The sequence below is a fragment of the Ketobacter sp. MCCC 1A13808 genome, assembly GCF_009746715.1.
GTDB lineage: Bacteria > Pseudomonadota > Gammaproteobacteria > Pseudomonadales > Ketobacteraceae > Ketobacter.
The window spans coordinates 194,904-210,473 of sequence record NZ_VRKW01000008.1 but is presented as its reverse complement, the minus strand read 5'-3'; the positions used below and the strand labels follow the sequence as shown (position 1 = coordinate 210,473).

13 protein-coding genes are annotated in these 15,570 nt (G+C 51.1%); 3 read left to right on the top strand and 10 right to left on the bottom strand.

Annotated elements, in window-relative coordinates; all coding sequences use genetic code 11:
* Position 1: 1 nt before the first annotated feature.
* From FT643_RS15665 to FT643_RS15620, 10 genes are all read right to left on the bottom strand, one after another.
* Positions 2-805 carry an SDR family NAD(P)-dependent oxidoreductase gene (locus tag FT643_RS15665; RefSeq protein ID WP_198043602.1) on the bottom strand — a complete coding sequence of 268 codons (804 nt, stop codon included), beginning with the start codon at positions 803-805 and terminating at the stop codon, positions 2-4.
* A 158-nt stretch (positions 806-963) separates the two neighbouring features.
* Positions 964-1,824: an SDR family NAD(P)-dependent oxidoreductase gene (locus FT643_RS15660; RefSeq protein WP_156872354.1), complete on the bottom strand. Its 861-nt coding sequence runs from the start codon at positions 1,822-1,824 to the stop codon at positions 964-966.
* Positions 1,825-1,845: 21 nt separating this feature from the next.
* Complete coding sequence (locus FT643_RS15655) at positions 1,846-4,209, bottom strand: membrane-bound PQQ-dependent dehydrogenase, glucose/quinate/shikimate family (protein WP_156872353.1); 2,364 nt, start codon at positions 4,207-4,209, stop codon at positions 1,846-1,848.
* A gap of 25 nt (positions 4,210-4,234) precedes the next feature.
* Positions 4,235-5,614: a cytochrome P450 gene (locus tag FT643_RS15650; RefSeq protein WP_198043601.1), complete on the bottom strand. Its 1,380-nt coding sequence runs from the start codon at positions 5,612-5,614 to the stop codon at positions 4,235-4,237.
* A gap of 65 nt (positions 5,615-5,679) precedes the next feature.
* Entirely contained in the window at positions 5,680-7,422 is a 1,743-nt protein-coding gene (locus tag FT643_RS15645) for an OmpP1/FadL family transporter (protein WP_198043600.1), read from the bottom strand.
* A 55-nt stretch (positions 7,423-7,477) separates the two neighbouring features.
* The gene (locus FT643_RS15640; RefSeq protein WP_198043599.1) at positions 7,478-8,260 is read right to left on the bottom strand and encodes a spirocyclase AveC family protein; all 783 of its coding nucleotides are present in this window, start codon (positions 8,258-8,260) and stop codon (positions 7,478-7,480) included.
* Between the two features lie 178 nt (positions 8,261-8,438).
* Positions 8,439-9,245, bottom strand: coding sequence for a CbbQ/NirQ/NorQ/GpvN family protein (locus FT643_RS15635; protein ID WP_156872349.1), 807 nt, complete (start codon positions 9,243-9,245; stop codon positions 8,439-8,441).
* Between the two features lie 41 nt (positions 9,246-9,286).
* Positions 9,287-10,954 (bottom strand): nitric oxide reductase activation protein NorD, encoded by a 1,668-nt coding sequence (locus tag FT643_RS15630; RefSeq protein ID WP_198043598.1) that lies wholly within the window; start codon positions 10,952-10,954, stop codon positions 9,287-9,289.
* On the bottom strand, positions 10,954-12,045 hold the full coding sequence (locus tag FT643_RS15625; protein ID WP_156872348.1) for a spirocyclase AveC family protein: 1,092 nt from the start codon (positions 12,043-12,045) through the stop codon (positions 10,954-10,956). The genes FT643_RS15630 and FT643_RS15625 overlap by 1 nt, the downstream gene beginning before the upstream one ends.
* A 38-nt stretch (positions 12,046-12,083) precedes the next feature.
* Complete coding sequence (locus FT643_RS15620; protein ID WP_198043597.1) at positions 12,084-12,734, bottom strand: TetR/AcrR family transcriptional regulator; 651 nt, start codon at positions 12,732-12,734, stop codon at positions 12,084-12,086.
* Between the two features lie 309 nt (positions 12,735-13,043).
* Between FT643_RS15620 and FT643_RS15615 the strand changes: the two genes are divergently transcribed.
* From FT643_RS15615 to FT643_RS23715, 3 genes are read left to right on the top strand one after another with little or no spacing between them, the layout of a single operon-like run.
* Complete coding sequence (locus tag FT643_RS15615) at positions 13,044-14,576, top strand: nitric oxide reductase activation protein NorD (protein WP_156872346.1); 1,533 nt, start codon at positions 13,044-13,046, stop codon at positions 14,574-14,576.
* Between the two features lie 28 nt (positions 14,577-14,604).
* Positions 14,605-15,411: a CbbQ/NirQ/NorQ/GpvN family protein gene (locus tag FT643_RS15610; protein WP_156872345.1), complete on the top strand. Its 807-nt coding sequence runs from the start codon at positions 14,605-14,607 to the stop codon at positions 15,409-15,411.
* Positions 15,412-15,433: 22 nt separating this feature from the next.
* Positions 15,434-15,568, top strand: coding sequence for a hypothetical protein (locus tag FT643_RS23715; RefSeq protein ID WP_255473943.1), 135 nt, complete (start codon positions 15,434-15,436; stop codon positions 15,566-15,568).
* The last annotated feature ends 2 nt before the right edge of the window (positions 15,569-15,570 follow it).

Here is a 15,570-nt window from a genome sequence, read left to right as displayed (position 1 = left end):
TTTATTTCATCGCCATTTGAATGAGTTTGTTGAGCAGTAATACCGTTGATTGTGGAAAGCAACGATACAAAAAGCTCAGCATTTTGGAATCGATTCCAATGTGAACCCGGAACTTATTCTTTTCAATGGCTCTGACAATGCCTTTCGCAGCCGTTTTTGCAGAGGTTCCCTTCTGATGAATGTTCTTAAATTTATCCAGTTTGGCGGTGTGGGCGCCACTATTAAGGGTGATGTTGGTGGAAATGGCGCCTGGAAAAATCACCGAAACCCCGACATTGGTACCCCTTAATTCCGCGTACAAGCCTTCACTCAGTAATTTGATTGCCGCCTTGCTGGCGCCGTAAATGGTTTGAGTGGGAAAAGCAAAAAGGCCACCCATGCTCGATACATTCACCACGTGTGCAACCGGCCGTTCGAGCAAAAGCGGCAGAAATTCTTTGGTCATATTGATTACGCCATAGAAGTTAATGTTCATAACCCGCTCTATCGTTGCGTAATCTAATGTATTCACAGTTTCGAAGGAATGTACTATTCCTGCATTGTTGATGACGATATCGACTGCGCCATGCTCTCGAATAACTTCAGCGGTCAGCTGCGAAACCGCGGTCCTGTCCGAAATATCCGTTTGATGCAATGACAGTTTACCGACAGTTGTACCCGCTTGCTTTTCTGTTTCACCTAGTGCTTCTGTATTGATGTCCACAGCGGCTACCGAAGCGCCCTTGCTCAGCAGCGTCAGAGCAATTTGCTGTCCAATACCATTGCCTGCACCGGTGACAACCGCTACTTTTCCTGGTAACTCCATTCGGGCTCCTGTCATTAACTGGTGTTGTATTAATTTCCGTATAAGGAGCTAGATACTACGATAATTTGACAGGAAAGGAGACGAAAAAATGGGTTGTTATTTATTGTTTGCGTATTGCTGCCTGTGACGGCTGTGTAAAATTCAATATACAGAATTATTTATTTCGCGCGGAACACTTTTCCCCAAATGTTTTCCACTTGTTGAAGGGGCAGTAGCCGATGCATCCAGGGCATGGCGGCGACCCCCGGGCCCAGTACGTAAACGGGTTTGAATCGTTTGCTGCAGATTATTTTGCAATAAACATCATCGGCAAAGCGATCCGGAGTATAAAGGGCGAAGCTGTTCTGCATCATTGTTTCAGTATCAATAAACAGCTTTTTGTATTGAGCCCGCAGCGTTTCTGGTATCGCGCTCCATTGCATGGCTGAATTTTTTTCATGATCGCTCGACATTGGCGTATCGACGGCACCTGGGTCGAGCGTGGTGACCTCGACCCCAAACGCTTTCATTTCCAGCCGCAGGTGCATTGTCGCCGTTTTTAGCGCTTGCTTGGAAACGGTATAGGCGGACGCCATAGGATAGATCATATAGGTGGAAGATGAAGCGACATTGATGACTCGACCTTTCCCGCTCCCGGGCCCCTGCCCGTTTCGGATCAGCGGCATAAAGGCGCGCAATACGTTAAGCACGCCGAAAAAATTAATCTCAAATACTTTTCGGTATTCCTCCATATCCGGACACTCAACGACGCCTCCGCTTCCAAAAAAGCCCGCATTGTTGATCAGTAAATCCAGTTTGTTGCCAGTGATAGCTGCGACCTGCTCTGCTGCCGATTTTACCGCAGCGGGGTCGGTGATGTCGCACTGAATGGGCGTCACTGCGGGATGATTAAACCAGGATGCCCGTTCCGGTGGAGAGCGGCGATATCCGGCAAAAACCCGCCATCCTTCTTGTGAAAGTTTGCTGACAAGCCCGTCTCCGATACCGGTTGCTGCACCGCTGATAAAGACACTTTTCATTGTCGAAGTGTTCCTTTTTAACTATTGTTTTTGCGGCAGTGCGAACGCCATGATGGCATCACTGCGTCCTGATAGCATCGCCCCATGGCCACCAGCGGAAATAACAACAAATTGCCGGTTTGATTGTTCTGACCAATAGGTAGTGGGTGTGGCGTGGCCGCCAGCAGGTAGTCGAGCTTTCCACAGTTCTTGCCCGGTCATGCTGTCAATCGCGCGAAACATCCGCTCCTGTGTGGCACCAATAAACGTTAAACCCGTGGCGGTAGTGATGGAGCCCCCCAGATTCGGAACGCCCATCGGAATAGGCAGTTGAGAGCGCAACAACACCGGGCCGCTATCGCGGGCCGTGCCGAATGGCTTTTGCCACAACAATGTTTGCGTGTTTAGGTCCACTGCACTGATAAGGCCGTAGGGTGGCTGTTGGCATGGCGCTGCCAGAAACGATAGAAAAGGCTGCGACTCGGCAGCGTAAGGGGTGCCGGCTTGGGCAGCATAAATGCCCACACTCTTACCCCCTTCTGCGGTTACCGGATGAATACCGTCAGCATCCGCTTGCTGGCGCGGAATGAGTTGGTTGTACATGAGTACGTGATTGGTATTCACCATCATCAGTAGCCGCTCAGGGTCGATAGACACGCTGCCCCAATTGACCCCACCGATATAGCCGGGCCAGGTTAACGTTGGGCGGTCTGTACCCACCGGAGTGAGGGTTCCTTCGAAACGGGCTTTAAGAAATTTCACACGACAATAAGCTTGATCGAGCGGGGTTAAGCCCCACATCGTTTTTTCAGTTGGTCGCGGGCCTTTAAACGAAGGCATGCCCGTTGAAAATGGTTGCGTAGGGGAAACCCAATCCCCTTCTACCGCACCCTGTGGTACGGGCAGCTCCTCAACTTTGGTAATGGGTTCTCCCGTGGTGCGGTCTAGAAAAAAGATTTCACCTCGTTTGGTCGGTTGCAATAAACCTTTTTTACCATCAGGCAAATCGATCAATACCGGTTGTGAAGCGACGTCGTAATCCCACAGGTCGTGGTGGGTGGTTTGAAAAGTCCACACGTCTTCACCGGTTTCGGCATTCAAGGCAATGACGGCGCTGGAATATTTCTCATCGTTTGCAGTTCGATGGCCACCAAAATAATCCGGTGTCGCATTTCCAGTGGGGGCATAAATTAATCCCAATTCTTCATCTGCACTCATGACGCCCCAACTATTCGGTGTGCCGCGGGTAAAAGATTCACCCGCCTCCGGCAACCCGTGAAAATCAGGTCGACCAATATCAAACGCCCAGACGAATTGGCCACTTATAGCATCGAAAGCACGGATCACGCCGGAAGGTTCACCGGTATGCTGTCCATCCATTACCCAGCCACCCAAAACAAGCTTGCCCCTGATTACAGCCGGTGGTGAGGTGACGTAGTAATAGCCCTTAACCACATCTCCCATTCCCTCTAGCAAATTCACTTGTCCATCTGCACCAAAATCAGGGCATGGCTTGCCGGTGTCGGCATCCAACGCCAGCAACCGTGCATCCAGAGTCGCAGTGTAGATCCGTTGCGAACAGAGGCCCGTCGCATCCGGTACGCGATAATGTGCGACGCCGCGACAGGTCTTAGTGGTAACGTTGTGATCGTCGATCTTGGGACGGTGACGCCAGACTTCCTGCCCCGTTTCTGCATTCAAGGCAATGACATCGTTGTAGCCCGTACACAGATATAAGCGTTCGCCTATCTTCAGTGGGGTGGCTTCGATTGTGAGAATGCCTTTGAACATGCTTTCTGGTTCATAACCGGAAGTGCCTGCGTGATAGGTCCAGACCGGTTCAAGTAGACCCACATTGGCGGGGGTGATCTGGGTCAAGGGTGAATGTCGTGTACCTCCCTGACTATTACCATAGAAAGGCCATTCCCCCTGAGCAGTGTTAATCGGGGGCGTATAGACAATATCGCCGTTTGGCGGATGAGGAATTCGGTCGTTGTAAAATAATATGAGTACCGAAACGATTATTAAAGTCGGTACTGCAGACCAAACCACTTTGCTGCCGTGAAATCCGGGTGACAACCCCATATTGTTTCGATAGCCGGGTGACAGCAGCCATAGACCGATGACTGAAAACATGGCTAAACGCGGCGCCAACGCCCAACCATTGAATCCTGATTCCCAGAAAGCCCATATCAGAGTAATCAAATAAAATGCGGCAAATAGGGGATAAACGGTCTTTGATTTTTTTGTACTTAAGTAAGCAACTGCGGCCGTGACCAGTCCGGCAAAAAAATAGTAGACTGAACCTCCGAGGACAATAAGTTCAACGCCAAACCAAACCAGAACGACGCTGATAAAAAACAGGAATCCGATAAAGGTTCGGTGTAGCTTTCTGGAAAAATTCATTCAATATCGTTTCTTCGTGAAGGGTTTAGGTGCGTGCGCTCAGGGACATTGGCAGACCATTGGACATCATCAGTGTGCCTTGCATGTCGATCTTCGGAACGTGACCGGGTTTCATGCGCGCACTGAATTTACGGGCAAGCAATGCGGTCAATATACTCATTTCCTGCATAGCGAAGTTATTTCCGATACACACACGGTTACCGCCGCCAAAGGGGTAATAAGCAAACGGGTGAATCTGAGTTTCCCGTTCGGGAAGAAATCGATCCGGATCAAAACTTTCAGGGTCTTCCCAAAAGTCCGGATGCCGGTGGGTGGCATAGGGAAAGACCAATAAATAAGTGCCTGGCGAGAGGAGCGCTCCATCCATATTTTGAGGTGTAATGGCGTCGCGCGGGAACGCCGGTGCGGGTGGATATAAGCGCAGCACCTCTTTGATGACCTGAATCAAATACGGAAGTCGCCTCAAATCCTCCAATGCGGGAACCTGGTCACGTGAAAATACCCCGTCCAGCTCGGACTGCAGCCGCTCGGCAACCTGGGGGTTCTGATCCAGCATATACCATAGAAAAGCCAATGTTCTTGCGGTTGTTTCGTGGCCGGCAACAAAAATTCCGAGACACTCATCACGAACCAGGATATCCGCCATGGAATCACCCGTCTCTTCATCCCGCGCGGACATGAGCTTACTCAATAGATCTTCAGGCCAGCTTGATTCCGGCTCGTTGCGGCGTCGGGAAATAACTTCCCTAATAAACGAATGGACACGAGTTGTCGCTTTCCGGTGTTGAACATGACTGGGCAAAGGTGCCCATAAAGGGGCTTTCACAGGCAGCATTTCACGACGATTGCCGAATTTAATCAGGGTTTCAACATCGCCTGCCAAGTCATGCAGTCGCTGTTCATCGATTTCCGTGCCGAACATGGATCGTAAAATAATCCAGGCTGTGATTTGCGTCATTTCAGCGAGCACATCCACCATCTCGCCACTGCGTGCTACCGCCTCCCAGCGTTTGGAGACAGCTTCCGCAGCATCGACCATGAGCGGGTAAAAATGCTCGATGCTTTTGGCAGTGAAAAAGCCGGACATCAAACGTCGTTGTCGTTTCCATTGAGCCCCGTTAGCCGCTATCAGGCCATCGCCTAATAGCAGCTGACGCGTAGTTTCCCATGTATCCAGCTTGTCGTAATGCTGTCGTTCGGTAAGCAACACTCTCCGGGCGTGTTCGGGGTGCACGATCAACGATAATTCCTGTCGACCCATGCGCAATTGTGCAATATCCCCCTGTTCGCGCCATTGATGCATAAAAAACTGCAGCAACCCCATTTTGTTGATTTGCATTGCCATTTTCAGCAGGCTGGGTCTTTGCGAGTCTGTTATAGCTGGTGCAAGGTTCTTTTCACTCATTTTCATTCGACCCCGATTCAGTTATTTTTTCTTATCTTTCCATGATTCGGTGATGTTGGTTTGAATTAAAATTCCCATTGATAGCCAAGTTCAACGACCAGAACTTCAACGGTTGTTCTAATATCCTGGCCAGCATAGGATGGGTAAACCACGTTGTTTGGATTACACCCGTTACCCAATTGCGCTGAGCAGGCAGGAAAATCGGTTTCTGATTTCATATGTCCCACTGCAAAATCGATATGGCTACCACTTTTCAGATCCATTCCAAATCCAACAGATAGCAAGGTCGCGTCGTTCAAAGGAATCAGTGCGCTTGGCGCATCTTCTGATACCGCCGAGGGGCGATCTTCATAGCCTGCCCGTAAAACCAGCGTATCACTGAGCTTGTATTCGAATCCCGTGCCCCAATAAGCCACATCGCGTAAGCTAATCTGATAATCGACCGAGTCAGGGGAAATGCCGTTGCTGCTTCCGGTTCCAACCAAATCGGCAATGGAGCCCCATTTTAGCAAAGCAACATCGACTCCAAATTTAAGGTTAAGCTTGCTGAAGGCGGACCACTCCGTCCATCTGACATCAAAATTCCATTTCCATCTGGGCGTTACCTGAAGGCTGAGCCCAGCATTCCAGCGCTGGGGAATTTCATATTGAACGTTAAGGGAACCTTGAGAGGCGTTCGCAATCTCTTCAGGGGTGGGTAATGGAAGATCTAAAGTGCCGAGTGCTCCACCCGCTAACGCCAGAACATCGCTACTGTGGAAGTTGTAAAGAAAGGTTTTAAATGGATCGTAAATCGGGAATTCAAAACTACCATCCATATCGACATTAATTTTGGAGTTATAGGATAGCCCCAGAGTCAACCAGGGTGTGGGTTCCCATAGCATGCCCATGTTGTAACCCATAACAATATTTTGATCTACCTCGAACGAGAGCTTGCCAAAGGTCGTGAATGGCGGCACTTCAGTACCGCACACGTCGACTGTCAGGCCCAGGTCATTGTCGGGTTGATCTGGCGCTTTCGGGGTGCCATCGGGGTTACAGAACGTGCCTTGAATAAAAGGAGACCCTAGAAAGAAGATCGCCTCATGGGGTTCGCGGATGGGTAATTCCAACCCCATGCCGGAATAACTGAAATTAACAGAAAGCCCGACAGAAAAGGTGTCTGACACTTCGTAGGCGATAGTAGGAGAAAAATAGGTTATTAATGTGAAAGTCGCTCGTTCCTGAGCAAAGCGGGCGGGAGAATCCGAGGCAACGTGCATACCGTTCATCAGTGGAGCATAGACATTGGTACCGAATGTGAACTTGCTGCCGGGGGGATTATAGGATGCACCTCCGGCAGCTCCAGCCCCGATTGGGAGATCCACCATACCGCCGGGCAACATGACGGTAGGTCCTCCCTCTGATTTACCCTTGGTGTTAATGAGGTCGTTTCTGGAATACTCTTCCCATGGACTATGTCCATAGGTTAGGGTGCCATCTGGATTTTCAAACTCCCTATATTGTTCGCGATAACGCTCCAGAACCCCATTCATATACTCGCCATGCTCGCCCAATTCCATTTCGGTAGAGAACAGGCCGACGATGCCTTTGATATACCCCCTTCTTCCCTTAATTCTCGCCAGACCGGCCGGGTTGAAATGCACAGAATCGATGTCCGGCGGATCGGCTGTAACCGCGTGCCCCAGAGCTAACGCTTTAGGGCTGCCTATGGTGATACTGTCGGTAAAGGAAGCCTGTGCCGGCATCGAAAAGGCAGTCAATAAAAGCGGAAAAGTAAAATAGATTCCTCTGGTCGAAATTGGCAATCTTATGCCTGGTTCGCGGACACTAATCATATTAAGTCTCTTTATTGTTGTTTTTTTACAGTGGTTGGTTCGGTATCCCTTCGAACAGCTGCTCGGTTGGTCCCACCGTTTGCAGATGCATAACTTTGGTAACCAGATGCGGAGCAAACACTGATAGGTACACCACATGACCGATAACGATAAATGCGCCAACCGACAGGAGCGACGAACGTACGCGGCTGTCAGATTTTGCATCGGCCCAGACATCAATAAGGGTGCGACCGACGGCGTCGGTGCGGCCCAAAAGATAAGTGAATACCATCATTTGTACACCCATGGCGACTGCGTCATAGATCGGGTATTGGTTCTTGGTTCCTTCCCACAGCGCAAGCCCTTCGATAACCCGGCCGTAATAAAAGACACCGAGCTGCGCGCCGAGCAATGCATTGAACATAAACGCCCAGGTAAAGCCCACGAAAAAACCGACAACCAGTAATGTAATAGGAGCACGCCATTGGTATTTCGCGTTGACCCAGCGGCCGAGTGTTGCGCCGATGATGGCGGGCAACACGAAATAAGCGATGTAGCCGGGGGGCACCGCTGCCGGCAATCCGCCCCACGTCATATTCAGCGGCCACCATTCAGGCATGCGCGGGATTGCTGGTGGAAATTGTGCATACACGGCCCAGTCGTAAGGCGCTTCAATCCAGGAAAACGAGATCGCTGAAATACAGACTAATAACAGCGGATGCAGGCGACCGCGGCGTATGCTTAGAAATATGCCGATAGCGACAAACAATGCGCCACCGATATACGCGAAATTAATGGCGGCTTTCAGAACCGGCGTCAATTCAGTCATGATCATTCCCCTGTCTCTTTACGGGTTTATAGCTCTCGCCCGTTTGACCGCGGGCTTCCGGATCGAACCGCAGCACTATTGCAAAAATAAGAATGATTAAGCCGGATAGAGTTCCTATCATGATAACTGCACCCAATGTTGTGTCCTCTTTTTTTATGATTGGTTTTAATGGTCTCTACTAATCGTTCAGATAAACTTCGATCATTTTGATTAAGCCCTTCGTTACTTGTGCGTCATCGGACAAAGGCCCGGCGATGGCGGTTTTAGCCGCTACTGCCGCGCTCAGTCCTTCCCGCATCAAGAGTCCGGCTGCAATCAGCACCCGGGTCGAAGCCACTTCACGTAAACCTGCGTTTTCAAGGCGCCGAATTGCTTGTGCGAAGCGCACCAGTTTGGCTGCATCCGCTGCACTAATACCAGCCTCCACGGCTAGAATACGTTCTTCAACCTCGGGTGCCGGAAAATCAAATTCAATCGCAACCATGCGTTGGCGGGTGGAGTCTTTTAAATCTTTAAGTACACTTTGATAGCCCGGGTTATAGGACACAACAAGGCAAAATCCGGGAGCGGCATCCAGGGTTATGCCGAGCCGCTCCAAAGGCAGCTGGCGTCGGTAATCAGCCAGCGGATGGAGTACAACCGTGGTGTCTTTTCTGGCTTCCACCACTTCGTCCAGATAACATATTGCCCCTTCTCGCACCGCTTTGGTTAGCGGCCCGTCTACCCATTCGGTTTTGCCACCGTTCAAAAGAAAGCGCCCCACCAAATCAGCGGTTGTCAGATCATCATGACAGGAAACCGTGACGAGAGGCCTGCGAAGTTTATGCGCCATGGCTTCTACAAATCGCGTTTTACCACATCCGGTTGGACCCTTTAGTAGTATTGAAAGGCCTTGGTTAAACGCCGCTGTAAAAATTTTTTCCTCATCGTTGACGGCGACATAATAAGGTTGTGAATCGTGTTTTTGATTAGTAGCGGTATCCATAAGTAAATACTCTTATTATCTGAATTGTTCTAAGAATTTGATTAAGCCACCCGACGTTGAACTTCAGCGGCTTTTAATGCCGAGCGGAATAGAGGGCCTATCATGCGTCCGAGCTGTTCAGTTTTCGGAATAGTGGCAAAAGCGGCACTGCCGAACACTCGGCGTAACGCTTCTGCGTCCGTATTGGCTCCCAGACTCAGACAAAGGCAGCCGATACCATCACGTCTTGCATCACTCAACGCACGACGCGCATCAGCGGCGCCATATGCGGGTTCATAGCCATGGTCGTAAGCCAGTCCATCGGACAACACAACAAGCAGTCTTCTCGATGTGCCACCCTGCTCCGTTATGACTTTGGTGCCGTGACGAATGGCGGCGCCGAGTCTGGAATACGCACCGGGAATCAGGCTGTTGAGCCGCGTCATAAACAGGCTATCCAGGTTATCGTCGAAGCGTTTAACCGGAACCATGTTGACAGCGGTGCGGCCCTGGGAGTGGAAGGCATAAAGTGCAACTCGGTCGCCGATTTCGTACAACACGGTTGCCAGCTCGGCAGCAACGCCACGCTGCTGTTCGTGGACGGACATACCGGATTGCGATACTTGTGAGACAGAACCCGATATGTCGAGCAGTATCATCACGGACAAATCGCGGCGCAGGCGTTGGCTTTCTATATAAATGAATTCATCCGGGACGGTACCGGCGATCAGTTCAATTTGGGATTCTATTGCTGCGTCCACATCAATATCATCACCTTGGGCACGGCGCCGGAACCGATCCGGCTCCATGCCTAGCTGGGACAGTGGTCGACGTAGACTAACGCCTTTTAACCATTCAACTGAAGCTTGGTTTTTCGTTGGAGCGTCCACTTCCAATACTGTGCACCAATCGTCACGATAGGCCTGAGAGTGAACATTCCACTCCGGATACAGAAACCCTTTGCCTTTACCGAATGCATCTTCAACCGTGCCCGCCTCGGCATCCGAGCTTAACGCGCGGACTCCGGCGCGGGAACCGGAGCGGGACCAATGTGTGGCAGCGTCGGCACCAGGCGTGCCGCCGCCCTTTACTTGTCGAACCATCTGAAACATCTTTTGCAGCATCTTGCCGAGGCCACCGCCACCACCGACCGGGCTAGAGGCAAAGTCCTCGGTGTCTTCTTCGTCCTCATTGGCATCGTCCGGCAGTTCGGTTAACGCTTTTTCCTCCTGCTTGCGGGGAATATGGCGGCCTTCCCCAGCGGCGCCGCCGGCGTGTTTTTCTGCTGCAATTAACTTATTGGCGCGGATCACCCCGAACGCCAGAGGGGGGTCGGCTATGTCTGCTTTACTTAAAGCAAGTTCAAGTGATGCCGCCGACGAGGTCGAACGGGGGGAGCTGGACTCGTTAATAAGTAGCTTTATTGATGATGGTAGAATATCGGACAGCGTGCTCATCGCCCGTGCGCCTTCGATTGCCAGGTAACGATTTGCTACCTTGGGCCGCCGTGCCAGACGGCGAATAAACTCCCGGTCCAGGCTGCCCGCTGCAAGCAAACTGCTTTGTACACAGAGCTGCTGGAGCTGGCTACGAATATCGGCATCGGCGTCCACGTAAATGACGTTGCCGTCGGTCCAGGCTGGACTGCCAGGGTCGGTGTTCGCTATTTTGATATCCCGGCCGGACAATGCTGAAGCCAACATCGCCATATGGTCTAGCGAAGCAGCCATCATTCGCCTCCGGGCAGGCAACTGGGGTTTTCGACCAATGGATTAACCTTCGGGCGCCCCTCCGGTTGAGCGGTCATCCATGTATTCCAGTAACCCCCGTAAAAGGGTCCAGCCTGCCCTTCGCGCTCAAAGTATCCCTGTGGATCATAGGTTTTCATTTCTGGATAAGGGTATGGGCAAGCCACTGAGGTTGCGATTCCCGTTGCCCGAATGATGCCGAAGGCAGTGCCATACATAAAATAAGAAATATTGAGAATACCGAACATCAACAGAAACGTAGCAAGGGACGGTTTTGATTGAAGGAAACGAAGTCGTTGCGTTAATTTCTCTGCAACTGTTCTCCCTGTGTCATCGCGGTAACACAGCACGCCCGCCGGAATCATGACAAAGGTGACAAAAGTGGATTCCCAGATCAACGGAAACTGGAATGTCGTACCGGGGAACAGAGACCCCCATGGAATGACTTGCGAGTAAATGTATAAGCCGGTGCGAACCAGTGTGACTTCCAGAATTGCGTCGCATATAAAACCGATTACTAGAATCAATAAGGCCAGACTCACTAACGGCCTACGCCACACAAAAGCGTCCATCGGACGTTTCGCTTGCATGCGTTTTAATAGCCATATCGCAGGAAAATAGGGGCCGAAATAAAACATCGCGTAGCCGATGACGATAAAGGGTTCCACCGAGGGTGAGAGGCTGACATAAAACCAGTCCTCCGGAAAATGCCACAACTGCGGGTTATACACCGCATAGGGTGACCAGTTCATAATCGGGTCTTGCCAGACGATAGCGGTTGATGCCATGGCCATTAATACCAGCGGACTGCCGGGATTGCGACGCCAGGCAACCACGCACATCAATACCACGATAACCATCGCAAACAGAGTGCCGTAGTTGGCGACCGTTACCCAATCCCCCCCCAGGAATTCGACTGGTCTTGGTACACCGGTTACGTCCGGGTTGGCGATGCGTGGTGAATTGGCACCGGTCTGGAATAGAAAAGGCGCTAACCCCAGAACCGCAAGACAAACTCCGCCCCAAATTATCGGCGCGGACGAGCCCTTTGGGTTGTTTAATCGAGTCGACATAAATAAGTACTCCTATTGCCAGATTGTTGTTTTTGTTTTTATGTCTTCGGGGGTTTGATGCCCAGCAAGCGTCGTGTGGTATCGATCGCTTCCCGCTTATGGGCTTCGGTTTGTTTCGGATCCAAGGGTTCGAACTGCCCTTTTGGCATCAGCGAAGCGAGGGCCGCGACGTAAAACACAGTGGTTCCGATGATGGCACTTGCAGCGTGGAACGGATCATCGTGCAACGGCTCAAGTTCTCCGCTTTTGCGCCCCTGTTCCACTAAATCCCAGAATTTCAGCGGGATTTGATCGTTATCAAAAAAGATACGTTGTATTGGTTGATCTACTCCGTCGGCCACGATTCGCAGGATGAGGCGTGCGCGCGCCGGGCGAGAAACGATTTCGTCTACCCAGGCCGTAGTAGCAGCCTCTATGCGTTCTGATACTGGCCCGTCATCCGCCAGCAAATCCTCCAGCTGCCTGGCGAGAGGTCCGAACGTGTGTGCAATCATCGCGTCATAAAGTGTTTGCTTATCGCGAAAGTAATAAAACAACGCCGCCCTTGTTAGGCCAAGCTCGTCTGCCACGTCTTCCAGACGGGTGGAGGCGAAGCCGTGAGTGGAAAATAAATTTTCGGCAGCTGCCAGGATGGATGCCCGCGTACGTCCTGCTTTTTTACTAATGGGTCCGTCTTTGCTGTCGTTCATGATCAGTGATAAAGCCCTTATAGAAAGCCAACATTGGCATTGATACTTAGTATTGAAATCCATCGTCGCATGCAATTTACTTTCGCGCAAGTAGAAAATTAACTTGCGGGAAAGTAGAAAAATGATTAGTGTGAGATCGACAGCAATGTTGTCTTTTATTTTCTCGTAAGTTCTAAGTCATTAAGGAGGTTTGAAAATGTGGGAATTAATCTGGACTGAATGTGTTCGTCTGGGCGGTGCATTCGGCCTTATCGGAATGGTGATCTGGTTTTGGTATTGGCTAATGAGCTCTCTGGGAACCTTTTGATTATGTCCACCGGTGCTGCACAAGCTACTCACATTGAACGAAGTTGTACCATTGTCGCCTCTGCCTTATCCGACGGGCGCTGTGGTCGTGTTCAGCTGATGTCCGGTGAGCGTCGGGGGTTTGGCATGAATTCCCGTCGCACCACCGTCAATATCCCCTACCCTGCGATGAGTCCGGGCTGGTCGTTGCGTACCTGGACCAGCGGCATCGCTCTGCAATTAGCTCCGTCGAAGGAAAGTATCGCCGGCTTCACGCTGGGAGCGTTATCTGCGCGGCAGTCCGTTGCATTATCTATTGTGGAGGGCGGTGTCGCCTTAGGTTGGATAGACTCACGGTGGCCGGGACTGGTCCCGGAAATTCGTCGTTTTTTGCCAGCATTGGAAATGCTGGATGAAGAGCTGGACGGCGAATCCATCATGGATCAAGCGATGTCCCTGGCGGCGTCCGGGGAAGATCTGGAGTTTCATCCGATTCTGGGTCAACCACCGATCGGGCTGACGCCTGAGAAAGGCATTATGGCTGCCTTGCGGCGAGCTCAGGCTCGCGCACCTTGGTCGACGCGCAAACGTTATATTTCTCCAGGTTATGAATCCATACCTGCTGGTGGAGAAAGCAATATCAAAACTTCCCGCTTGCCTTCCGCAAGTCGGCCAGAGGAAGACGATATTGAAATCAGCCCGGAACAGCGAGCCGGTATCCCCTACCCGGAATGGAATATGTGGACCCAGCGCTTTCTACCCAATCACGTGGCCGTACTTGAGCGTAAGGTGCCGAATAGTAAGCGCAGTGCGCGCCCGGTGTCAGGTGATCTGAAGCGTTGGTTCGAACAACGTACTCACCGGGTTATGAGAAATCGTCTGGAAGACGGCTCGGATCTCGATATTGATCAGTATATCGAGCATCACGTAAACGGCCTGACAGGGATATCGTCGGAAGCCAGGGTATTTCGAGATTTACAACCGACTTTCAGAGACGTTACCACGGCCGTTTTACTGGATGGCAGTGCATCCATGGGTGCCGGACTGGGTGACATATTCAAACTTGAACTGGCCTGTGCCGACGCGCTTTGCCAGGCTATGGCGCTGGCCAAAGAGCGACATGGACTCTTTATTTTCGGCGGTAAAACCCGTCACAGGGTAGACGTTACCTGTCTGAAAGATTTTATCGATCCCCACTCTGTTGCCCCGAGCGAATTGAAATTGGCACCTGGCGGCTATACCCGATTAGGCGCTCCGCTGCGCCATCTGACTAGCCGACTACTGGCGCAACCGACTGAGCGCCGTCTGTTAATTATCATCGGCGATGGCTTGATTTCGGATGAAGGCTACGAGGGTCGCTATGCCTGGGCAGATTCCGCTCACGCAGTAGAGGAAGCTGAAAATGCCGGAGTTTGTCTTTTTTATATCGGGGTGGGTCAAACCGATGTGGACCCACTACCGGATGTATTCGGCCCACGTCGCTCCACCCGTATAACACAAGTAGAAGAATTGCCCCGGGTTTTGAGTCGGGTGCATCGCGAATTAGTCGCAGCTTAAAACCAAGCGATAAGGAATCCAAATAAAAATGAAGAATAATTATTATCACGAGAATAAAAACGAAATCACGTTATTCAAAATGGCTGCAGAACAACGGGTGCCTTTAATGCTGACCGGCCCCACCGGTTGCGGAAAGACCCGTCTTGTGGAACACATGGGCGATGTGCTCGGTCGTGAGGTGATTACGATTAGTTGCCATGACGATTTGACCAGCTCGGATTTGGTTGGGCGCTTTATGGTAACCGGAGGAGATGTGATCTGGTCAGACGGCCCCCTCACCAAGGCGGTAAAAGAAGGCGCAATTTGCTATATGGATGAAGTGGTTGAAGCGCGACATGATTCGTTGGCAGTACTGCATTCATTAACAGATCACCGACGTACCTTATATCTGGATCGCGCGGGCGAGACCATACCCGCACCGGATACGTTTATGTTGGTCTGCTCCTATAATCCGGCTTACCGCAGCTCCTTAAAAGAATTGAAACCGTCATTCAGACAGCGTTTTGTCACTGTCGCCATCGACTATCTGCCGGCAGACCGCGAAGCAGAGGTCTTGGTGAATGAAGCCGATATCAGTTTGCCCGTGGCGGAGCGACTTGTGAAGTGTGCCAACAGTATTCGCAATGCCGACGATGTCTTTCATTTTGAGCCCCCTTCAACCCGGGTGCTGGTCACTGCAGCCAAAATGATTGCGTCCGGCGCGTCCGAGCTGGAAGCAACGGAGGTTTGCGTTCTGGCCCCGTTAAGTAGTGATGGTGCGATTGCCAGTGGGCTAGCGGAACTGGCTGCTGCCCATCTATTGGACCCAGAAACAAACAATTCGAATAACAACTAGGTAAAAAGAAAGGAGTTAGAGCATGAGTAAAAAAGTGGTTTCTGAACAAGATCGCCGACGAAAAAAAGCGATGATTGTATTTCAAGCCTTATTGTATAGCTATCTGATTGGCTTGTTTCTGTTTCAACTGCATCTGTACTCACTTAGCGACTGGTAGAC